The organism is Janthinobacterium tructae (assembly GCF_006517255.1).
GTDB lineage: Bacteria > Pseudomonadota > Gammaproteobacteria > Burkholderiales > Burkholderiaceae_D > Janthinobacterium > Janthinobacterium tructae.
The window spans coordinates 4,182,882-4,204,969 of sequence record NZ_CP041185.1 but is presented as its reverse complement, the minus strand read 5'-3'; the positions used below and the strand labels follow the sequence as shown (position 1 = coordinate 4,204,969).

Here is a 22,088-nt window from a genome sequence, read left to right as displayed (position 1 = left end):
CACGCCGCGTAATCCGACACGATCCGTCTGCTCAGCTTAAGAAGCCAGCGCCAACAGATCAACCACTTCCAGCCCTGCCAGGTCTTGCGTCGTGTTGCCCGCAAACGCGGCGCGGCTCGGTTGGCCGTTTTTCAGCCAGGTGCGCGTGACGTCCTTGATCTGCGCCAGGGTGCAAGTCAGCACGCCGGTGCGGAACTGCTGGCGCACGGCTTCCGTCGTGCCACGCTGCTGCATGTTCCACGCCGTCAGCGCTTCCGCGTACGGCGAGTGCGGCTTGTCGAGGCCCTTGATGACGCAGATGATGGCTTCTTCCACCTGCTCTTGCGAGAAATCGCCGTCGAGGATTTGATCGAGCGTCGTGCCGAAGTCGGCGAACGTGCCGGCCAGGCGCGGATCGCGGTAGGAACTCAGGGTGAACGTGCCGGCGCCGGCCGCGTAGCTGGCGCTGCCGCCATACGCGCCGCCTTTCTCGCGCAGCGCCGTATGCAGCACCTGATTCGTCATCAGTTCGGCGGCCACGGCCAGGGCGGCAGCGTCCGGATTGTGCACGCCCGGCACGGCCCAGGAAACGAAGCAATGGTTGATCTGGCTCGTCGCATGCAGAGCCGTGTTGGCCAGCGGCAAGGCGGCAGGTGCTGGCGTGTCGCTTGGCGTGGCCACGTCCGTGCCGGCTGCCGGCAATTCCAGCAAGCGGGCCAGGGCGATGCCATCGTGCTCCAGGCCGGCGCACAGCACGGTCGGCTGCTGGGCGATGATGTGCGCATGCAGGGTGTCGAGCTCGCGCGCGATTTCCTGCAAGCCTGCCGAGGTTTTGCTCAGCTGCTGCAAGCGGCGGTAGAACGGCAGTGCGGCCGGGCCGCCGACGATGTCGTCGAAGCGGCGCGTGGGTGACAGCGGTGCTGCCGAGGCCAGCATGGCGTAGCGGTTGCCCGATTCGGCCAGGCTGCTCAACTTGTCCTGCACCAGACTTTCGATCAGGAAAGCCAGACGCTCCTCTTCATCGAAACGGGGCTTGGCGATCCACGCCGACAGCACGGCGGCAATCGCCGCGTGTTCTTCGCGCAAGCCGCTGGCCGAGAACGACAGTTCCACGCGCATCGCTTGCTGCGGGCGGGGAATCGCTTCCAGGCCGATGTGGAACGAAGGCACCATGCTCTGGCGCCAGGCGCTGGCGTCGTCGAACGACATGTCGCCCACGCCCAGTTCCGGCGCCAGGTCCGTGTACAGGCGCAGCCATGGCCACGATGCTTCCGGCAGGCTCGACACGTCGTACAGCACGTTGGCATAGCTGATGCCGTTCGAGGCGATGGAAAACGCCACGGCGCCGTCGATCGCCGGGGGAATCGGCAGGGCCGGGCGCGGCGCGGCGCTGACGTCACCGGGGCGGATGCGCGGCAGCACTTCCGAATTCGATGGCAGCTGCTGATGCGCTTCCAGCGCGGCGGACTCGGCGACAATGTGCTCGCGCTCGACATCCGTCAGGCGCGCCTGCAGGGCCGCCAGCTTGGCGTCTTCCTGGGCGGCACGGTCCGTGAAGTAGGCGCTGTCGGGCACCACGTGCGTCGTCAGACGGGTCGGATTGGCGATCAGTTCGCGCACCAGTTGCTTGAAGAATTCCGGATCTTCGATCTGCTGTTCCAGCGTTTCCAGGATGGCTGCATTGTCGAACGCGTCCATCACGTCGCCGCCATACATGGCAAGCGGCAAGGCGTGCAGCAAGCGGCCCAGGCCGTAAGGCATGCGGCCGCTGCTGATTTCACGCTGGCTGTATTTGATATCGCGCAAAGCCGCGTGCAGCACGGCGGCGGGAATGCCCTCTTCCGCCGTCTCTTCCAGGGCCGTCCAGATGCGCTGGTGCGCATCGGCGATCTGTTCCTGCGTCAACCCTTCCATGCCGATGTGGAACACCATCTGGCGGATGCCCGCGTCGCGGCCATTCATGTCCGATGGGCGGCCATAGCCGGCCGATTCCATGGCGCGCATGACGGGCGCCGACGATTCACCGAGCAAGCCGTGCGACAGCAGATGCGCGTGGTAATAGGCGATGGGGTCGCTCGACTCGCCCATCAGCCAGGCGAATTGCAGGCCGAATTCATCGTCGCGCGCTTCCTGCGACGGAATCTTGACGATATTTTCCTGCGGCGCGCTCCACGCGGGGGCCAGCTGCGGCAGGCGGCGTTCGGAGAAACCGCTGAGTTTGGACAGCACGCGCTCGGCCACTTGTTCCTGCACGGCCGACGCTTCGATATTGCCGGCGGTCATGATCACGGCTTGTGACGGGTGGTAATGGCTGGCGTGGAATTCTTTCAGCATGGCATGCGTGAGTTCCGGGATCACCAGCGGATCGCCGCCCGATTCCACTTCATACGTCGTGCCCTTGAGCAAGGTGCTGGCGATGCCGCTGTCGAGTGCGCGCATGGGGCTGTTGAAGGCGCCCTTCATTTCATTGAAGACGATGCCCTGGTACACCAGCTTGTCGCCTTCGAACGCGTGGCGCCAGCCTTCCTGGCGGAAGTTCAGGTAATCGAGGTTCGGGAAGAAGGCTGCGTCCAGGTACACGTCGAGCAGGTTGAAGAAATCCTTGCGGTCGGTACTGGCGAACGGGTACACGGTGCGGTCCGGATAGGTCATCGCATTCATGAAGGTGGCCGTCGAGCGGCGCAGCATCGAGAAGAACGGGTCGCGCACCGGGTAGCGTGACGAGCCGCACAGCGCCAGGTGTTCGAGGATGTGGGCGCGCCCGTCGCTCACTTCGGGCACAGTGGGAAAGGCCACCAGGAACACCATCTCAGCCTGCTCGGTATGCATGTGGATATGGCGCATGCCCGTTGCTGGCTCGACATATTGCTCGATGGTTGCCTGCAAGACTGGAATGAAGTTGCTGCTGACTTTTTCAAATGTGCTCATGCGGTATGGGATCTTTTCAGTAGGTGAAACGGATAGTCGGTGGGGCTGCATCACATGTGGGGGCAAAGTGGCGGAATGCCAGGACTGGCCGCCAGGGCGGGGTGTCACTTTGATGCCTGCGTGAAGTTTTCCCTATTGTACTAGGAGTATTCGTGCGCCGCCGCCAAGGCCTTGCTGGCGGCTGGAAAAGCGACAGTATTGCAAAATTAGCCATTTCCGGGTGGGTGGCGTCTGCGAATGAAAGCTTAGCGTACCATGCGCCTTTTCCCTCTTGCTGACTGAACCGAAGGCGCTTACCTTGTCCAGACTGTCCTTTCGCCAACTGTTATTTGCCGCCTTCATTTTGACGACGGGCATTTTGACGGCCACCTCCGTGCAAGCCCTGCTGACCCTGGAACACCTGGCGCGGCTGGGGCGCGAGACGGCTGCGCAGGCGATTGCCTTGACGGAACAGTCGCAGCGTTTGTCCGAGCGCACCCTGGCCATGGAGCGCAGCGCGCGCCAGTTCCTTGTGCTCGATGATCCCGTGTTCCGCGAGCGCTATGCGGCGGCCCGCGACGAAGCGACGGCGGCGCTGCAAGTGCTGAACCGGGCCACGCCCGAGTTTGCCTCGCAGCTGGCCGACGAGTGGACGGCGCAGGCGCAGTCGGCGTGGGAAGTCTTGCAAGCAGGTAAGCGCCGCAAGCGCGATGGCCACGCCGTCGTGTATCGCGCGTTTGCCCGCATGACGCAGATCAATGACAGCCTGGCGCGCGAAAGCAAGACGGAAATCGGCAGCCGCAACGACGCCCTGCTGGCCGAGCTGGAGCGCCAGCGCCGCGTGCTGGGCGTGCTGGTGGGCGGCGCCGTGCTGCTGGCGGCCGTGCTGGCGACCTGCTTCGGTTTTCTATTGTCGCGCCCGCTGCGCCGCATCGAGTCGGCCATCGGGCGCCTGGGCGAGAAACGCTACGACCAGCGCATCGTCGTCGGCGGCCCGGCCGATACGCGCCGCCTGGGTCAGCAGCTCGACTGGCTGCGCCAGCGCCTGGCGGACCTCGATGCCGACAAGGAACGCTTCCTGCGCCATATTTCGCATGAGTTAAAAACGCCGCTGGCGGCCCTGCGCGAGGGCGTTGCCTTGCTGGAGGACGAGGTGGCCGGCAAGCTCAGCGATGGCCAGCGCGAAATCGCCGGCATCCTGCAGCAAAACACGGCCTCCTTGCAAAACCAGATTGAAGACTTGCTGCGCTACAATACTGCCGCCTTTGACGCCCAGCATCTGGCGCACAGCAAGGTCGACTTGCTGGTCTTGCTGCAAGATGTGGTGGCCGGGCAGCGCCTGCAATGGCTGGCGCGCAGTTTGACCGTCGAGGTGCAGGGCGAATCGCTGATCGTGCAGGCCGACCGCGACAAGCTGGCAACAGTGCTGGCGAACCTGCTGTCGAATGCCGTGCGCTTCAGTCCGGAAGGCGGCACCGTGCGGTTCAGCTTGTCCAGCGAAGGCCGCCGCGCGTGTATCGACTGCATCGACGAGGGTTCCGGCGTGGCGCCCGAGGATGCCGCGCGTATTTTTGAACCGTTTTACCAGGGAGTGCGCCAGGCGGCCGGCGCGCGCAACGGCAATGGCATCGGCCTGTCCATCGTGCGCGAATATATCGCCGCCCACGATGGCAGCGTCACTCTTTTACCGCGCCAGGCTGGCGCGCATTTTCGGATAGAACTGCCCTTATGATGACGAGAACTTCCCTGGCCGGCATGGCCGCCTGCGCGCTGCTATTGGGCGCTTGCGCCGCCAAGCCTTCCACCCAGACGCCCGTGCTGGTGCAAACGCCGCCGCGCGTGGTGGTGGTGATGGACCCCCAGCTGACCGAACTGCTCGCGTATCAGAGCGCCTTGCGCCTGATGACGCCGTCGGAACTGGTGAAAGCACAGCTGGACCTGGCGAAGGCCGATCACGCGCCGTCCAACACCATTCGCCGCGCCATGCTGCAAGCGACCTTGCGCGGCCCCGGCGACCTGGCACGCGCGCAAGCCTTGTTGGAACCGCTGGCCACGGCCACGGGCAAGGACGCGCAACTGCTGGCGCCGCTGGTGCAATTGCTCAGCAGCCAGTATGCGGAACTGCGCCGCCAGGACGAGAGTATCGACAAGCTCAATGCGCAGCTGCGCGACGCCCAGCGCCGCAACGACTTGCTCAATGAAAAACTCGAGGCGCTGAAAAACATCGAGCGCAGCCTGTCCGTGCGCCCTGCCGCGGGAGCGCCGAAATGAGCGAGCAGGCCCATATCTTATTGGTCGACGACGATCCCGACCTGCTGCGCCTGCTGACCATCCGCTTGAAGGCGGGTAATTATCGCGTGACGGCCGTGGGCAGCGCGGAAGCGGCGCTGGCGCGCCTGGCCGTGGAATTGCCGGCCCTGGTCATTACCGACGTGCAATTGCCGGGCCGCGACGGCCTGGCCCTGTTCGATGAAATCCGCCGCCAGCACGCGGCCCTGCCCGTCATTTTGCTCACAGCCCACGGCACCATTCCCGATGCCGTCGAAGCGACGGCGCGCGGCGCGTTTGCGTATCTGACGAAACCGTTCGACGGCAAGCTCTTGATGGAAAAAGTGGCGTATGCCATCAACTTGTCTACCGTCATGCCGGCGCCCGCGTCCGGCGACGAGAGCTGGCGTGCCGAGCTGATCAGCCGCAGCGCGCAGATGGCCGAGTTGCTGGCCGAAGCCAAGCTGGTGGCGGGGTCCGACGCCAGTATTTTGATCCGTGGCCCCAGCGGCACGGGCAAGGAATTGCTGGCGCGCGCGCTGCACAACGCCAGCCGCCGCGCCAAGGCGCCGTTCATCGCCGTCAACTGCGGCGCCATTCCCGAGCAGTTGCTGGAATCGGAACTGTTCGGCCACGTCAAAGGCTCGTTTACGGGCGCCGTCGGCAACCGCGAAGGCCTGTTCCTGGCGGCCGATGGCGGCACCCTGTTTTTAGATGAGATCGGCGACATGCCGCTGCCGCTGCAGGTCAAACTGCTGCGTGTGTTGCAGGAGCGGGCCGTGCGCCCTGTCGGTGCCGACCAGACGCGTCCGGTCGATGTGCGGCTCTTGTCCGCCACGCACCGTGACCTGGACGTGGCCATGGCGGAAGGGCAATTCCGTGAAGACCTGTATTACCGCCTCAACGTCGTGACATTGACCTTACCGCCGCTGGCCGAGCGCCGCGAAGACATCTCCCTGCTGGCGAACCATTTCCTGCAGAAACTGGCGGCCAAGTACCAGAAACCCCTGAACGGTTTCGCGCCCGACGCCCTCACGGCCCTGGTGGCGGCGCCATGGCCCGGTAACGTGCGCCAGCTGGTCAATGTGGTCGAGCAAGTGTGCGCGCTGGCCACGGCGCCGCTGGTGCCCCTGAGTCTGGTGCAGCGCGCGCTGCGCGTGCCGTCGCTGGAAGCGCTCAGCTACAACGAAGCCAAGCAGCGTTTCGAGCGCGACTACCTGATTCAGCTGCTGCGCCTGACGGATGGCAACGTGGCCGATGCGGCCCGCCTGGCCGACCGCAACCGCACGGAGTTCTACCGTTTATTGCAGAAATACGAGCTGACGCCGGCCCTGTTCCGGGGGGATGGCGACCCTGTCGCTGAATAGCGACAAAAATAAAGTGTTATTAATCAAAGACTTATATTAAAACATTGATATTGTTGCCACAATCTGTCGCTGTCAGGCGACAAAAAAGCCGGTTTTTCGGGGCGGATCCGGCGGAAACGGGCTGAAAAAATCGAGTCTGCATGTAAGTAATTGATTTTTAAGGGAAATTAAAAGCTGGCACGGTGCTTGCTGTATGGGTAGATGTGACGCTTCAACGTGTTGCTGTTTATTGCTATAGCCAAGTAAGAAGCTTTTAACTTCATTGAGAGGAACTACCATGCAAACATCGAAACTGTTCAATACCCTGGTCGCCGCTATCGTACTGTCGGGCGCCTCGATCACCGCTTCGCATGCCGCTGACTCCGCACCAAAAGCACAAGCTCCTGCTAAGACTGTCGTGGCCGCCAACGCCGCCGCTGCCGTCCCTGATGAAACCATCACTTCCTCGGCCAAGGCAGCCCTGAGCGCCGATGCGCAAGCCGCTACCCTGCCAGTCAAGGTAGCAACCCAGCAAGGTGTCGTCGTCCTGTCGGGCGATGTACCGAGCGCCGAAGCGGGTGACCGCGTCGTGCAGATCGTCGCTTCCGTGAGCGGCGTGAAAGAAATCAAGAACGAGCTGAAAGTCAAAGCCGCCGGTTAATCGCCCTCGCGCTGTACTTTACTCCGGGTTGCCCTGTCTGCGGACAGGGCATTTTTTTGTGCCATTGTGTCCACAAGCCACGTCCGCTGACAGGCAGGTAGCCAGGCAATAGGGTTAGAATAGCCGGCACTGGCGCCGTTTCCGGCGCTTTTTGTCATCCATGGCGCAGTGTTGCAAGGCTGGGCCGCTACCAGGCTACCGCATGTCTTCTTTTTCCCCCGCTGCCCTGCTGCGCAATCTGAAACCCGATAATTTCACCATCGCCCTGCTCGTCACCGTGGCGCTGGCCAGTTTCCTGCCTTGCACGGGCACGACGGCCGTGGTCTTCGGTCACGTCACCACCGTCGCCATCGGCGCCCTGTTCTTCCTGCATGGTGCCAAGTTGTCGCGCGAAGCCGTGGTGGCCGGCGTCATGCACTGGCGCCTGCATTTGCTGGTGCTGGCCAGCACGTTCATTTTGTTTCCCCTGCTGGGCCTGGCCCTGCGGCCGCTGGCGCTGACTTTTCTCACGCCCGAGCTGTACGTGGGCATCCTGTTCCTGTGCGCCCTGCCATCGACCGTGCAGTCGTCGATCGCCTTGACAGCCATGGCGCGCGGCAATGTACCGGCCGCCATCTGCAGCGCCTCGGCCTCGAATTTCATCGGCATTTTTCTTGCTCCCATCCTGGTCGGCTTGCTGGTGGCGAAAGGCGGGGCAAGCAAGTCGTCGGTGGACGCCGTGCTGTCCATCGTCATGCAGCTGCTGCTGCCCTTCCTGGCCGGCCAGTTCCTGCGCCGCTGGATCGGCCGCTGGGTCGACCGCCATAAAGCCACCTTGAAATACGTCGACCAGGGCTCGATCTTGCTGGTGGTCTACACGGCCTTCAGCGAAGCCGTCAGCGAAGGCCTGTGGCACACGATCTCGGTGGAAACGCTGGTGGCGCTGGGCGTGTTCAGCATCTTGCTGCTGGCGCTGGTCCTGGGCCTGATGACGTTCATCAGCCGCCGCCTGGGTTTTAACAAGGAAGACGAGATCGCCATCGTCTTTTGCGGTTCGAAGAAAAGCCTGGCCAGCGGCGTACCGATGGCCAAGGTGCTGTTTGCCACCCACTCGCTGGGCATGGTGATTTTGCCGCTGATGCTGTTCCACCAGATTCAGCTGATGATCTGCGCCGTGATTGCGCAGCGCTATGCGCGGCGCGATGAGGAGCGGGAAGTGCCGGCGACGACGCGATAATGCTAGTCCTGCAATAGCGTCAACGCGTGCTGCAAGCCCTCGACGATCACGCGATACGCCTGCCGCCGGCTCGCCTCGTCTAGCGCGCGCAGCACATACGCCGGGTGATACACGCTGACCACCCAGCGTCCATCGTGCTGCGCCGGCGTGCCGAGCAGCGGCGTCATGCTCGCCGCGCCATCTTGCATTATTGATTTCAATGCCGTGCTGCCCAGCGCGACGATCACCTGTGGTTGGACCCGCTCGATCTCTTCTTCCAGCCAGCCATGGCAGGCGAGGATTTCACGCTGCGCGGGCGTCTTGTGCAGGCGGCGCTTGCCGCGTGGTTCCCACTTGAAATGCTTGACGGCGTTGGTCAGATAGAGGCTGTCGCGCGCCACGCCCGCTTCCCGCAGTGCCTGCTCCAGCAGTGCGCCGGCCGGGCCGACAAACGGCAGGCCCGCCAGGTCTTCCTGGTCGCCCGGTTGTTCGCCGACGAGCATGATGCGGGCGGTTTGCGGACCCACTCCGGGTACGGCTTGCGTGGCGTGCTGCCACAATTCGCAGCGGCGGCACTGGTCCAGCGTCGTGGGCGCGTCGCGCGCGGGCTGGGCGCGCTCGGCCGAAATCGGAATCATGGCCGCGCCGCTGCGCTGGCCGACAGTGGCCGTCTGGCCCGTGCGCCGCTCGCCGTTGGCCGCGCCGCTGAGCATGGCGGGCACGATGGCGCCTTCGGGCAGGTTTTTCCAGAAGCGTGAAGGGATGTGGCTGTGCAGCAAGTCGGCATTCACGCGCGCGGGGTTGAAGATGCTGCGGTAGTAGGTCAGCCACAGCGCTTCGCCCGCATCGTCGATCTCGGCCGCGCCGCGCAGCAGGGCCGGCCCCGCGTGCAAGGTCTGACCGTCCCACAGCATGCTGGCCGTCGGCGTGGCGATCATCCAGCTGGTCGATCCCATGCGGCGCGCGAAGTGGCGCGCCACCTGCGGCAGCACCTCGTGCACGGGTTCGAACCAGGCGACGAAGCGGGGTGCGCCCTCGGCCTCGCTGCGTTCGCGGAAGCGCACGTACGCATGCATGTCGTGCTCTTCTCGCCGGACGGCCTTGGCCATGGCGTGCAGGCGCGCGCCGTCGGCGTCGGCCGGCGAGAGCACGTCGTGCTGGCCCTGCTGCCAGCGCCAGAGTACCTGATACAAGAAGGCCCAGCGGTCATGCACGTTGAAACAGGCGGCGTTTTCCAGCAGTTCCACCAGGGGACGGGGCAGGCGCAGCGGCGGCGCGCTGGTATCCGTGGCATCCGGCGTGGAGGAAAACAGGTCGCCATCGCCCGCTTGCGACTGCCAGGCCACGTCCGCAGGTGGCACGCCACGCGCGATCAGTTCGCGCGCCGCCGCGCGCCATGCGTCGAACGATTGCGCCAGCCGCACCACGCGCTCATTGACTTCTTTCATGCTGCCTGCAGTTCCGGCCACAGATTCAGCTGCTGCGGCGCATCGGCCATGGCGCGGCGCAGGTGCTCCGAGGCGGTGGTGTCGCGCGCGGGAAAGTAATCGGCCGTGATGATGAAGGGGGCGATTTTCTTCATGCTGCAGCGCAAGCGCGACAGGTCGGCGTAGCGCACCTGCCGCAGCCGGCGCAGGTCGACGATGCGCTGCGCGTTGCGCAGGCCGATGCCGGGCACGCGCGCGATCATGTGCTGCGCGGCGCGGTTCAAGTCCAGCGGAAAATGTTCGCGGTGCGCGAGCGCCCAAGCCAGTTTCGGATCGATATCGAGCGCCAGGTTGCCACCGCTGGCGGGCAGCAATTCGCTGGCCTGGAAACCATAGCTGCGCAGCAAGAAATCGGCCTGGTACAGCCGGTGTTCGCGCAGCATCGGCGGCGGCGCCAGCGGCACGCTTTTCGGGCTGTCCGGGATGGGGCTGAAGGCCGAGTAGTACACGCGCTTGAGCTTGTAGCTGCCGTACAGGGTCTCTGCCGTGGAGAGGATCTGCTGGTCGTCGCTGGCGTCGGCGCCGACGATCATCTGCGTGCTTTGCCCGGCCGGCGCGAAACGGGGCGAGCGCGGTTCTTCCGCTTTCTCATCGAGCTTGCGGCGGATGGCGCCCATGGCCAGCTTGATCGTGTGCACGCTTTTTTCCGGCGCCAGTTTTTGCACGCTGTCCTGCGTCGGCAGTTCGATATTCACGCTGAGCCTGTCGGCGTAGCGGCCCGCCTGCGCGATCAGGGCCGGGTCGGCGTCGGGGATGGTTTTCAGATGGATATAGCCGCGGAACTGGTGTACCTCGCGCAACTCGCGCGCCACCTGCACCAGCTGCTCCATCGTGTAGTCGGCCGACCGGATGATGCCGGAACTGAGGAACAGACCGTCGATGTAATTACGCAGGTAAAAGTCGCTCGTCAGCTTGACCACTTCGGCCACGGTAAACCGCGCGCGCGGCACGTTCGAGCTGCGCCGGTTGACGCAGTACTGGCAATCGTACAGGCAGTAATTGGTCAGCAGGATTTTCAGCAGCGAGACGCAGCGCCCGTCCGGCGTGTAGCTGTGACAGATGCCCATGCCCGTAGTGGCGCCAAAGCCGTCCTTGCCGATGGAGTCGCGCCTGGGCGCACCGCTGCTGGCGCAGGACGCGTCGTACTTGGCCGCGTCGGCCAGGATTTCCAGCTTGTCCGTCAATTCCATGGTGCGCCTCGATATACTGTGTTTATATACAGTATATCAGGGAATGCGCCTTGCGCTGTCTTGACTTGCACCATGGCAGAACGTTATATATCAGTGTATATTACGGGCCTGGTTCTCTTCTCATCAAGGATACGATCATGCGCCTCACTTCCCTCGCCAAGCTCCTCGGCACCGCCCTCCTCGCTACTGCCGCCACCTCCGCCTTTGCCGGCGAAGTGGTGGTGTCGGCCGCGGCCAGCCTGACGAATGCGTTCAAGGATGCGGCGCAAGGCTATGAGGCGCAATATCCGGGCAGCAAGGTGTCCTTGAACTTCGCCGCTTCGGGCGTGCTGCTGCAGCAGATCGTCAAGGGCGCGCCCGTGGACGTGTTTGCTTCGGCCGACCAGGAAACCATGGATGCTGCGCAAAAGCAGGGTCTGGTGCTGCCGGCCGACCGCCAGGATTTCGTCAGCAACAGCCTGGTGCTGATCGTGCCGCACGATAGCAAGCTGGGCATCAAGAGCTTGAGCGACCTGACGCACAAGGGCGTGACCCGCGTGGCCATCGCCAACCCGGCCAGCGTGCCCGTCGGCCGTTACTCCGAAGGCGCGCTGAAGAAGGCGCAGTTGTGGGACGCCGTGCAGCCGAAAGCCATCGGCACGCAGAACGTGCGCCAGTCGCTCGACTATGTGGCGCGCGGCGAAGTCGATGCGGGCTTTGTCTACGCCACCGACGCGGCCATCATGAAAGACAAGGTCAACGTGGTGCTGGAGGTGCCTTTGGCCTCGCCCGTGCTGTATCCGATCGCCACCATCAAGGGCAGCGGCAATGCGGCCGAAGCGAAGCGCTTCGTCAGCTACCTGCAGACGGCGCCGGCGCAAGCCATCCTGGCCAAATACGGGTTTAAAAAGCCATAAAGTAAAACGACTGCACATGGATATCGCCTGGACCGCGCTGGCCCTGTCGCTCAAAGTAGCGGCCTGGGCCACGGCGCTCAATCTGTTGCTCGGCATCGGCACGGGCTATCTGCTGGCGCGCACGCGTTTTCCCGGGCGTGAGCTGCTCGACGCCCTGTTGACCCTGCCGATGGTGATGCCGCCCACCGTGCTCGGCTATTACCTGCTGGTGTTGCTGGGCCGGCGCGGCACCCTGGGCATCTGGCTGCAGGACAACTTCGGCATCAACCTCATCTTCACCTGGCAGGGCGCCGTCATCGCTTCCACGGTGGTGGCTTTTCCCCTCGTCTTCAAGCCGGCGCGCGCCGCCTTCGAGGCCGTCGACGGGCAACTGGAGCAGGCGGCCCGCGTGCTGGGCATCTCGGAAATGGCCATCTTTTTCCGCGTGACTTTGCCGCTGGCCTGGCGCGGCATCCTCGCTGGCGTGCTGCTGGGTTTTGTGCGTGCGCTGGGCGAATTCGGCGCCACCCTGATGGTGGCCGGCAGCATCCCCGGCAAGACGCAGACCCTGTCGGTGGCCGTGTATGAAGCCGTGCAGGCGGGCCAGGACGACGTGGCCAATACGCTGGTCGTGATTATCTCCTTTGTCTGCATCGTGGTGCTGCTGTCGGCTGGCCGCCTGGCGCCCGGGCGCATCGCGCACAAATGAGGCCTATGATGATGCCCATGCAACTCGACCTCGACATTCGCGCCACCTTGCGCTCCGGCAAACGCCGCTTCGACATGCAGGTGCAATGCACCTCGAACAGCCAGCGCATCGCCATGTATGGCCCCTCCGGCGCCGGCAAGAGCATGACCTTGAAAGCCATTGCCGGACTGTTTACACCGGACGCCGGCCATATCCGCCTGAATGGCCGTACCTTGTTCGATTCGGCCGCCGGCATCAATTTGCCGCCGCAGCAGCGCAATGTCGCTTACCTGTTCCAGGATTACGCGCTGTTCCCGCACCTGACGGTGCGCCAGAACGTGGGCTTCGGCCTGAGCCGCGGCTGGTTCAATCCGCGCGCGCGCGAAAAATTGCAGAAGGTCGAGCATTGGCTAGCCGCCTTCCACTTGCAGGAATTGGCGCACCAGTATCCCGACGAGTTGTCCGGTGGCCAGCGCCAAAGGGTGGCGCTGGCGAGGGCACTCGTGGCCGAGCCAAACGCGCTGCTGCTCGACGAGCCGTTTGCCGCCCTCGATCCGGCCCTGCGTGTCAAAATGCGCCTGGAACTGAGCCAGTGGCAGCAGCGCCTGGACGTGCCCATGATCCTGATCACCCATGATCCGGAAGATGCGCGCATCCTGGGTGAGCATGTGCTGTACTTGCGTGACGGACAGATCGATAACAGGGAAGAACACATGGCATTGGGTGAACGGATTGGATAAATCGGCGGCAGCGGAAATCGGCCTGCAAGGCTCGGTATGGATGACGGTGGGCGGAGAAAACCTGGGTGGTGCCGGCAGGGTGGAATTGCTGGGCGCCATCGCCGAATGCGGCTCCATCACGCAGGCGGCCAAGCTTGTGAAGATGAGCTACAAGGCGGCCTGGGACGCCATCGACGCGATGAACAACCTGGCTGGCGAGCCGCTGGTTGAGCGCTTGACGGGCGGCAAGGGCGGCGGCGGCACGCGGCTGACGCAACGGGGACGCCAGCTGGTCGACAATTTCCGCATCATCGAGCGCGAGCATGCCCGCTACCTGCGCCAATTGGGCAGCCAGGCCGAAGGCATCGCCGACGATCTTTTACTCATACGGAGAATGGCCATGAAAACCACGGCACGCAATCAATTCCTGGGCAAGGTGGCCGAACTGAAACAAGGTGCCGTCAACGATGAAGTGACCCTGGCATTGCCAGGCGGCCAGCACATCGTTGCCATCGTCACGCAGGGCAGCAGCGCAAGCCTGGGCCTGGTGCCGGGCGCGGAAGCGTTTGCGCTGATCAAGGCGTCGTCGATCATCCTCGTGGCGGACAGCGCAGGGGCGCGCTTTTCGGCGCGCAACCAATTGGCCGGGCTTGTGACGCGCGTGCAGACGGGCGCCGTCAACACGGAAGTGGTGCTGGACTTGCCGCGCGGCGGCACGATTGCCGCCATCATCACCAACCAGAGCAGCACCGACCTGGGCATCGCCATCGGCAGCAGCGTGACGGCAATTTTTAAAGCGTCCAGCGTGATTCTGGGCGTGCCGGCGTAAATTGCGTAGGTCGGATTAGCGCGCAAGCGCGTAATCCGACATGATCCGCCAACAATGTTGTCGGATTACGCGGCGTGCCGCACCTCGGCGGCCCCCGCTAATCCGACCTACTCTTTTAATCTTTCAGCCTCGACAACCAATTCGCCGCCGCCGCCAGCGCCTGCTCGAGTTCCTGCGCCGTCTGCGCCAGCAGGCTTGGCACCTCGTCCAGGCGGCCCGCGTCGATGGCTTCCTCGGTGGCAAACGCGGCGCGGATCAGGCGTTTCGTGCCCAGGGTGCCGACGGAGCCGCGCACGCCGTGCAGGATGCGCGCCACGTCGCTGTGGCGCCCCGTTTGCAACGCGGTTTCGGCGTCGCGCACGGGCGTCATGCCCTTGTTCAGCGCGTCTTCCACCATGCGCCGCAGCACGCCGCGCCCTTTCGCATCGCGGCCCATCACGCGCATCAGCGGCGCCATGGAAAACACTTCCTCGTCGGCGACGGGCGCCGGCTCGGCCGTCTGCACGGGCGGGCGCTTCGGCAGGTGGCGCAGGATGACTGCCATCATCTCTTCCACCACCACGGGCTTGGCGATGAAATCGCTGATGCCGGCCGTCATGCAGCGCTCGCGCTCGGACGCCAGCACGCCGGCCGTCATGGCGATCACGGGCAAGTTCAAGCGCAGTTCCGTGCGGATGATATGGGTGGCGCTGAAGCCGTCCATGACGGGCATTTGCATGTCCATCAGCACGATATCGTAGCGCAGCGCTTCCGTGCGCAGCCGCTCCACCGCTTGCAAACCGTCGCCCACCACGTCCAGGGTGGCGCCCATGTGCTCGAGGATGCCGCGCGCCACGGCCTGGTTCAAATGATTGTCTTCCACCAGCAGGAAATGCACGCCTGCCAGTTCCGTGCCCAGTGGCTGGTGCAAGATGCGCTGTTCACCGCCGTCGTTCTTGGCGATCAGCGCCTGGTGCAGGGCATCGAACAGGCTCGAACCCGTGATCGGCTTCATCAGCACGACATCGGCCTCGGCCGCGCTGGAGATTTCTTCCAGGTGGTTGCGCGCGAAGGCGTTGACCATCACCACGATGGGCTGGCGCTGGCCGCTGGCCGCCTGGCGGATGGCCTTGGCCGTGGCTAGGCCGTCCATGACGGGCATGTGCCAGTCGGCCAGCACCACGTCGTACGGTTGTTGCTGCGCCAGGCGTTCGCGGTACAGTTCGATGGCGGCAAAGCCGGAGTCCACTTCGTCGGCCAGCCAGCCCCAGGCCTCGATCAGCTTGACGATCAGTTCGCGCGTGGTGCGGTTATCGTCGGCCACCAGCAGGCGCAGCTGGCCCAGGGCCGGCGTGCGCCGCGTTTCGGGCGGCTGCGCCAGCATCTCAAACGGCACGCTGAACCAGAAGCGGCTACCCTTGCCTTCGCTGCTGGCCACGGCGATATCACCGCCCATCATGTGGATCAGCTGCTTGCTGATGGCCAGGCCCAGGCCCGTGCCGCCGAAGCGCCGCGTGATGCTCTGGTCGCCCTGTGAAAAGGCGGCAAACAGTTGCTGTTGCTGCAGTTCCGTCATGCCGATGCCCGTGTCGCGCACTTCGAAGCGCAGCCAGGCGCGGTCTTGTTGGCTTTCGGCCAGGCTGACGGCCACCACCACTTCGCCGCTCTCGGTAAATTTGATGGCGTTGCCGGCCAGGTTGACGAGGATCTGCTGCAGGCGCTGGGCGTCGCCCATCAGGCGCCGCGGCACGTCGGGCTCGACGGCGATGGCCAGTTCCAGCTCTTTTTCACCCGCATTCATGGTCATCGTCGTGGCCAGCGTGTTCATCACCTCGTCGAGGTCGAATTCGACGGGCGACAATTCCATGCGGCGCGCCTCGATCTTCGAATAGTCGAGCACGTCGTTGAGGATGCCCAGCAGCGACTGGCCCGCCACGCGCACCATGGTCAGATACTTGCGCTGTTCCGTATCGAGTCTGGTATTGCCCAGCAAATACACCATGCCCAGCACGGCGTTGAGGGGCGTGCGGATTTCATGGCTCATGTTGGCCACGAAATCGCTCTTCGCGCGGTTGGCCGCCTCGGCCCGGTCGCGCTCCTGCTCCAGCTCCGCCGCGCGCGCTTCGAGTTCCTGCTGCAGGCGGTCGCGTTCGCTCATCAGGCCGTTGAACGCTTCCGTCAGTTCGCCGATCTCGTCGCGCTGCCGCACCGGCACGGGCGTGAAACGGCTGCCGCTGGTGCGCATGGCTTGCAGCGTGTCGCGCAGGCGCACCAGCGGCGATAGCAGGCGCACGGTGACCCAGCCCAGAATAAACGCGGCCAGCAGCGAAGCGAGGACGCTCCACAGCACCAGCCGGTACAGCACGCCATCGAACGGTTCGAATGCATCGTCGAGAGGCAGCGAGGCGGCCAGCAGCCAGTTCACCGATTTCAGGCGTTTGAAGCTGTTGACGGCCGTGATGCCGCGGCTGTTGGTGCTGACCATGCTGCCTTCGCCATCTTGCTTCAGCAATTGCGTGGTGGTCAGGTTGGCGTTCGGCTGGCGCGGCTGCAGCAAGCGGCTGGTCTCGGGGTGCAGCACGTAGCGTGGCACGGCGCCGCGCGTGAGGACGAAGTAATAGCCGCTCTTGCCGATCTTTTCCGAACGCAGGCGTCCCAGCAGGTTATCCTTGTACAGGCGCAGCACACCGATCACCACGCCGGCCACCTGGCCATCGGCGGTGAGCACGGGCGCCACCATCTGCACGATGGGCATGCCGCTCGACTTGCCCAGCATCGGTTCGGTGATCATGGGCTGGCGCGTGCGCAGGACGGTCTGGAAATACTCGCGCTCGGCGACGTTGATGCCGGCGCGCCCCGCCACTTCCGGCATGTCGGCCACGATGGCGCCTTGCGCATCGAGCACCAGCACGTCGTCGAACAGTATCAGCATCGAGCGGCGCGCATAGTATTCGCGCAACTGGGCGGGCCGGGCGATCAGTTCCGGCGGCTGCTGCCTGGCCGTCAGGGTGACGATCTGCAGCAGCATGCCCAGCTTGTCGTCGAGCTCGGCAGCGGTGCGGGTGATCAGGGCAGATTGCTGGCTCAGCAGTACTCGGGTGAAGTCGGCGCGCATGTGCTGCACCTGTATCATGGTGACCAGCGCGATCATGGCGACCGAGGTCAGGCTGGTGACCAGCGCGACTTTTGCTTTGATGCCGAGAGGCTTCATGATTTCCTTTTCAGTACCGGGTGGTACAGGCGGCAGCTAATGCTGTCGGGAATTTTCCTATCAATACATCAACTTGGCAAGCGGCGCCGCGCAAATTGCCTTTCCCACATGGGCTTTTAACGATGTTGCCATATAATTAAAGTCAGAACGTCGTTTATTCAGCGGAAATGCGGTGAAATTGGCACACGGCAACCCTGTATGCAGTAAACTCGTTATTGCATTTTCTAAAAGGTACCGACATGACTGAAGCGCTACTCACTCCCACCATGCCCACAGTGACCGTGGAAGCGTTGCGTGCGCGATGCTCGACCTGCAGCATGCATCAATTGTGCCTGCCGATGGGCCTCGATGTGGGCGACATGGACAGGCTGGACCAGATCATCGGCCGCCGCCGCAAGATCGTGCGCGGTGCCTCGCTGTTCCGCATCGGCGACTCGTTCCAGAATCTGTACGCGATCCGCCTGGGGCACTTCAAGACGTACCAGATCAATCCGGGCGGTGAAGAGCAGGTGACGGGTTTCCAGATGGCTGGCGAACTGCTGGGCATGGACGCCATCAGCGCCGACCGCCACCACTGTAATGCGGTGGCGCTGGAAGACAGCGAAGTGTGTGAAATTCCTTTTTCCAGCCTGGAACAATTGCTGGGCAATATGCCGACCCTGCTGCGCCATTTCCATCGCATGATGAGCCAGGAAATCACGCGCGAGCAAAGCGTCATGCTGTTGCTGGGCAATATGCAGGCGACCCAGCGTTTTGCCGCCTTTATCGTCAACCTGGCCTCGCGCTATGAAGCGCGTGGCTATTCGGCCAGCAAATTTCAGCTGCGCATGTCGCGCGAGGAAATCGGCAATTACCTGGGGCTGACCATCGAGAGCGTCAGCCGTTTATTGTCGAAATTCAAGAAGGAAGGCTGGCTGCGCGTCTCCAACCGCGAGATCGAGATCTTGCAGCCGGCCAAGTTAAAAGCTATCACGGCCGGCACGGACGTCTGCAAATAAGGCTTACAGCTCTTCATCGGCATGCAGCGCGATGCTGCGCTGCAGCGGCCAGGTCCAGATGCCGGACAGGCGCCACTCGCGTTTGTCGTTTTCCACCAGTACTTGCCAGCGGCTGCGCTCGAGCATCGGCAGCGCCACGGAGAAATTGCCGGCCGCATCGGGCTGCACCAGCAGCTTGATATCCTTTTCCGGCAGGGTCGCATGCGCCAGATGCAGCTGCAACGGACCCTGGTAAGCCTTGCCGAAGCTGTGCACTGAACCACTCAGGCGCGCTGACGCCACATCATAGGACAGGCTGGTATCCATCGCCAGGTCGCTGGCGATCGTATCGCGCCGCAAGTCCTGGTTGATCGCCTTGCCCTGCTTGTAATAATCACCCACCACCAAGGCATCGGGCTGCGTAAACGCGATATACGCCATGCAGCTGCCGACGACCACGGACAGGCCGGGACCGATCATCAGCAGCCATGGCCAGCGATGCTTGTACCACGGGGCAACGGGGGCTTGCAGCTTGAGACTGTCGGACATGATATTTCTCCTGTTTAATCGGCCAATCCCCATGCGGGGACTGGCCTTCCTGCAACTTCATGGCGGCGGCGAGGGCACCCGGTCCCCGTCCGCCTTTCCTTGTTAACGCGGCACGATGAATACCGCGCTTTCACGCACATGCAGCGACGGGTCGTCCAGCGAGTGCAATTCGATCGCAATCTTGTTCGAACCCTTTTCTCCCACGCCGTGCGGCACGCGCAGGCGGATCGGCCAACCCAGCGTTTCCGTCGGCTGCAAGGTCACCTCTTCGCGCGTCAGCAAGGTCAGGCCGGGCAAGCCGGAAGCGCTGATTTTAAAGTGCTGGGTTTGCTCCGAGGTATTCATGATCTGCAAGCGGTAGACGTTTTCGATCATGCCGTCTTCCACTTCGCGTCCCATCGAACCGCGGTCGCGGATCACGTCCATTTTCAGGGGCGTGCGCAGGGCCAGCGAGGTACACACGGCAATGATGATCAGGGCCAGGATGGAAGTGTAGATCAGCACGCGCGGGCGCATGGCGCGCTGGCGGATCTGCTTCGAATTGAAGTTGTTTTCCATCGCATGGTCGGTACTGTAGCGTACCAGTCCCCGCGGCCGGTCGACCTTGTCCATCACGGTATTGCAGGCATCGACGCAGGCGGCGCAGCCGATGCATTCATACTGCAGGCCGTTGCGGATATCGATGCCGGTCGGACATACTTGCACGCACAGGGTGCAGTCGATGCAATCGCCCAGCTTGTCGTTGTTGCCAGCCTTCTTGCTGATGGCGCCACGCGGTTCGCCGCGCTTGGCATCGTAAGTGATGATCAGGGTGTCCTGGTCGAACATGGCGCTCTGGAAGCGCGCGTAGGGGCACATGTATTTGCACACCTGCTCGCGCAGCCAGCCCGCGTTGCCGTAGGTTGCCAGGCTGTAGAACAAGACCCAGAACCATTCCCAGGGACCGAAATTGAGGGTGGTCACCTCGCGCGCCAGTTCCTTGATCGGCGTGAAATAGCCGACAAAGGTAAAGCCCGTCCACAGGGCGATGGCGCCCCATGCCAGGTGCTTGGCCGTCTTCTTGAAGGCCTTGCGCACGGACGGTCCCTGCTTGTCGAGGGCCATGCGCGCGCTGCGCGTACCCTCGATGCGGCGTTCGACCCACAGGAAGATTTCCGTGTATACCGTTTGCGGGCAAGAGAACCCGCACCACACCCGCCCGGCGATGGCCGTGACGAGGAACAACAAATACGCACAGATGATCAGCAGGGCCGCCAGATAGATGAAATCCTGGGGCCACAGCACGACGCCGAAAATGTAGAACTTGCGCGTGGTCAAATCGAACAGCAGGGCTTGCCTGCCATTCCAGGTCAACCACGGCAAGCCGTAGAACGCCAGCTGAGTAAGCCATACGCATACCCATCGCCAGGTAGCGTAGCGTCCTTTGGCCTCGCGAGGGTAGATCTGCTCGCGGGCCGCATACATCTTGATGACTTGAGGTTCCATTACATCATTTCACGGACGTCTGGGGATTCGACAGGCTCCAGACATAGGCCGACAGCACGTGGACCTTGGACTCGCCGAGGAAATCGCTGAAGGCCGGCATGGTGTTGTTGCGTCCCTTGCGTACGGTTTCCATGATGGTATCGGCACTGCCGCCGTACAGCCAGATCTTGTCCGTCAGGTTAGGCGAACCGAGCATCTGATTGCCCTTCGCATCGGCGCCATGACAGGCCATGCAGGCACCGAACTTGGCTTTGCCCAGCACGGATTTGACGGGGTCCGAGGTGGAACCGGACAGGCTCAGCACATAATGGGCCACGTTCTCGACATCCTTTTCGGAGCCCAGGGCGGCGCCCATCGGTGGCATCTGCCCATTGCGGCCATGCATGATGGTGGTCTTGATGATGTCGGGTTCACCGCCATACAGCCAGTCCTTGTCGGTCAGGTTGGGGAAACCCTTGTTGCCGCGTGCATCCGAACCGTGGCATTGCGCGCAGTAGGTCAGGAACAAACGCTGGCCGATGGCATGCGCCTGCGGATCGGCGGCCACCGTCTTCAAGTCCTGGCTCAGGTACTTGTTGAACAGGGGACCGTAGTCGGCTTCCGCCTTCTTCAGCTCTTCCTCATACTGGCCCGTCGATTTCCAGCCCAGGCTGCCGGCATAATTGCCCAGGCCCGGGTACAGGAACAGATACGCCAGGGCGAAGACGATGGTGATGTAGAACAACCACATCCACCAGCGCGGCATCGGCGTATTGAGTTCCTTCAAGTCCTCGTCCCAGACGTGGCCCGTGGTGCCGTCGGCAGGCGCGCCTTCGACCACTTTGATTTTCGACTGCGAGTACAGCAGCACGCCGCAGCCGATGATGCCCAGCAGGGACAGTACGACGATGTAGATATTCCAGAAGCCATTGGTAAAGTCAGCCATGGTTGCGCTCCCCTTGTGCCGGTGCGGCATCGGCCGCGTAGTCGAGCGCCTCGTCGTCGAACGGCAGGCGTGCCGCCGCGTCGAAGTCGCTATTGCTGCGGCTGAACGTCCACCACAGGATGCCTACGAACGTCGTAAAGGAAACCACCGTCATGACGCTGCTGGCGCTGTCAAACAGGTTCTCGATTGCCATGCTAATTCCTTGTTTTGATTAATGTACCGAGGCCTTGCAGATAGGCGACCAGGGCGTCTTCTTCCGTCTTGTCCTGCAGCTGCGCCGGGCCGGCGGTGATTTCCGCATCGCTGTACGGCTGGCCCAGGCGTTGCAGGGCGCGCATCTTCGGCATGATGTCGTCAGGCACCAGCTTGGTCTTCGCCAGCCATGGGTAGGCCGGCATGTTCGACTCGGGCACCACGTCGCGCGGGTTGTTCAAGTGCGTGCGGTGCCATTCATCGCTGTAGCGGGCGCCCACGCGGGCCAGATCCGGCCCCGTGCGCTTGGAACCCCACTGGAACGGACGGTCATACACGAACTCGCCAGCGACCGAATAGTGGCCATAGCGTTCCGTTTCCGCGCGCAGCGGACGTACCATCTGCGAGTGGCAGTTGTAGCAGCCTTCGCGCACGTAAATGTCGCGGCCCGCCAGGCGCAGCGGCGAATACGGCTTCAGGCCGGCGACCGGTTCCGTCGTGCTCTTCTGGAAGAACAGGGGAATGATCTCGACGGCGCCGCCGATGCTGATCACTACCGTGACCAGGGCGATCAGCAGCCAGGGGTTTCTCTCAATCCATGCATGTGAAAATTTCATTTGCTTTTG

General features: G+C 63.3%; 19 protein-coding genes. 10 read left to right on the top strand and 9 right to left on the bottom strand.

The annotated features are described in order from the left end of the window. Positions 1 to 36 precede the first annotated feature (36 nt). A complete protein-coding gene (locus FJQ89_RS18380) occupies positions 37 to 2,907 on the bottom strand; it encodes an insulinase family protein (protein WP_141171211.1) in 2,871 nt (956 codons plus the stop codon). 298 nt (positions 2,908 to 3,205) lie between these two features. On the opposite strand from FJQ89_RS18380, the gene FJQ89_RS18375 reads away from it, so the two are divergent. The 5 genes from FJQ89_RS18375 (at position 3,206) to FJQ89_RS18355 (ending at position 8,377) form a co-directional block, all read left to right on the top strand. Further along, positions 3,206 to 4,618, top strand: coding sequence for a sensor histidine kinase (locus FJQ89_RS18375; protein ID WP_141171210.1), 1,413 nt, complete (start codon positions 3,206 to 3,208; stop codon positions 4,616 to 4,618). After that, positions 4,615 to 5,157 (top strand): hypothetical protein, encoded by a 543-nt coding sequence (locus FJQ89_RS18370; RefSeq protein WP_243136118.1) that lies wholly within the window; start codon positions 4,615 to 4,617, stop codon positions 5,155 to 5,157. Before FJQ89_RS18375 ends, FJQ89_RS18370 begins: the two co-directional genes overlap by 4 nt. Further along, a complete protein-coding gene (locus FJQ89_RS18365) occupies positions 5,154 to 6,521 on the top strand; it encodes a sigma 54-interacting transcriptional regulator (protein WP_141171209.1) in 1,368 nt (455 codons plus the stop codon). Before FJQ89_RS18370 ends, FJQ89_RS18365 begins: the two co-directional genes overlap by 4 nt. A gap of 277 nt (positions 6,522 to 6,798) precedes the next feature. Then, positions 6,799 to 7,161 (top strand): BON domain-containing protein, encoded by a 363-nt coding sequence (locus tag FJQ89_RS18360; protein WP_141171208.1) that lies wholly within the window; start codon positions 6,799 to 6,801, stop codon positions 7,159 to 7,161. Between the two features lie 202 nt (positions 7,162 to 7,363). After that, on the top strand, positions 7,364 to 8,377 hold the full coding sequence (locus tag FJQ89_RS18355) for a bile acid:sodium symporter family protein (RefSeq protein WP_141171207.1): 1,014 nt from the start codon (positions 7,364 to 7,366) through the stop codon (positions 8,375 to 8,377). Between the two features lie 2 nt (positions 8,378 to 8,379). Here the strand turns inward: FJQ89_RS18355 and FJQ89_RS18350 are convergent, their stop codons facing one another. Next, positions 8,380 to 9,804, bottom strand: coding sequence for a UdgX family uracil-DNA binding protein (locus FJQ89_RS18350; protein WP_141171206.1), 1,425 nt, complete (start codon positions 9,802 to 9,804; stop codon positions 8,380 to 8,382). Continuing rightward, positions 9,801 to 11,033 (bottom strand): putative DNA modification/repair radical SAM protein, encoded by a 1,233-nt coding sequence (locus tag FJQ89_RS18345; protein ID WP_141171205.1) that lies wholly within the window; start codon positions 11,031 to 11,033, stop codon positions 9,801 to 9,803. Before FJQ89_RS18345 ends, FJQ89_RS18350 begins: the two co-directional genes overlap by 4 nt. Before the next feature lie 137 nt (positions 11,034 to 11,170). On the opposite strand from FJQ89_RS18345, the gene modA reads away from it, so the two are divergent. From modA to FJQ89_RS18325, 4 genes are read left to right on the top strand one after another with little or no spacing between them, the layout of a single operon-like run. Next, positions 11,171 to 11,929 carry a molybdate ABC transporter substrate-binding protein gene (gene modA, locus FJQ89_RS18340; protein WP_141171204.1) on the top strand — a complete coding sequence of 253 codons (759 nt, stop codon included), beginning with the start codon at positions 11,171 to 11,173 and terminating at the stop codon, positions 11,927 to 11,929. Positions 11,930 to 11,945: 16 nt separating this feature from the next. Then, complete coding sequence (gene modB / locus FJQ89_RS18335; protein WP_141171203.1) at positions 11,946 to 12,617, top strand: molybdate ABC transporter permease subunit; 672 nt, start codon at positions 11,946 to 11,948, stop codon at positions 12,615 to 12,617. Between the two features lie 17 nt (positions 12,618 to 12,634). Beyond that, positions 12,635 to 13,336: a sulfate/molybdate ABC transporter ATP-binding protein gene (locus FJQ89_RS18330; protein ID WP_141172882.1), complete on the top strand. Its 702-nt coding sequence runs from the start codon at positions 12,635 to 12,637 to the stop codon at positions 13,334 to 13,336. A 40-nt stretch (positions 13,337 to 13,376) separates the two neighbouring features. Next, positions 13,377 to 14,144 (top strand): TOBE domain-containing protein, encoded by a 768-nt coding sequence (locus tag FJQ89_RS18325; protein WP_141172881.1) that lies wholly within the window; start codon positions 13,377 to 13,379, stop codon positions 14,142 to 14,144. 115 nt (positions 14,145 to 14,259) lie between these two features. Here the strand turns inward: FJQ89_RS18325 and FJQ89_RS18320 are convergent, their stop codons facing one another. Further along, positions 14,260 to 17,334 (bottom strand): response regulator, encoded by a 3,075-nt coding sequence (locus FJQ89_RS18320; RefSeq protein ID WP_141171202.1) that lies wholly within the window; start codon positions 17,332 to 17,334, stop codon positions 14,260 to 14,262. A 239-nt stretch (positions 17,335 to 17,573) separates the two neighbouring features. On the opposite strand from FJQ89_RS18320, the gene fnr reads away from it, so the two are divergent. Beyond that, on the top strand, positions 17,574 to 18,332 hold the full coding sequence (fnr, locus tag FJQ89_RS18315; protein WP_071080086.1) for a fumarate/nitrate reduction transcriptional regulator Fnr: 759 nt from the start codon (positions 17,574 to 17,576) through the stop codon (positions 18,330 to 18,332). Positions 18,333 to 18,335: 3 nt separating this feature from the next. On the opposite strand, the gene FJQ89_RS18310 is transcribed toward fnr, so the two are convergent. The 5 genes from FJQ89_RS18310 to ccoO all read right to left on the bottom strand — a co-directional run bounded on the left by FJQ89_RS18310 (position 18,336) and on the right by ccoO (position 22,079). Continuing rightward, on the bottom strand, positions 18,336 to 18,860 hold the full coding sequence (locus tag FJQ89_RS18310; RefSeq protein ID WP_141171201.1) for a FixH family protein: 525 nt from the start codon (positions 18,858 to 18,860) through the stop codon (positions 18,336 to 18,338). Between the two features lie 102 nt (positions 18,861 to 18,962). Next, positions 18,963 to 20,345, bottom strand: coding sequence for a cytochrome c oxidase accessory protein CcoG (gene ccoG / locus FJQ89_RS18305; protein WP_141171200.1), 1,383 nt, complete (start codon positions 20,343 to 20,345; stop codon positions 18,963 to 18,965). Between the two features lie 4 nt (positions 20,346 to 20,349). Beyond that, entirely contained in the window at positions 20,350 to 21,270 is a 921-nt protein-coding gene (gene ccoP / locus FJQ89_RS18300) for a cytochrome-c oxidase, cbb3-type subunit III (protein WP_141171199.1), read from the bottom strand. After that, complete coding sequence (locus FJQ89_RS18295) at positions 21,263 to 21,463, bottom strand: cbb3-type cytochrome oxidase subunit 3 (RefSeq protein ID WP_071080089.1); 201 nt, start codon at positions 21,461 to 21,463, stop codon at positions 21,263 to 21,265. Before FJQ89_RS18295 ends, ccoP begins: the two co-directional genes overlap by 8 nt. 1 nt (position 21,464) lies before the next feature. Beyond that, a complete protein-coding gene (gene ccoO, locus FJQ89_RS18290; protein WP_071080090.1) occupies positions 21,465 to 22,079 on the bottom strand; it encodes a cytochrome-c oxidase, cbb3-type subunit II in 615 nt (204 codons plus the stop codon). Between the last annotated feature and the right edge of the window lie 9 nt (positions 22,080 to 22,088).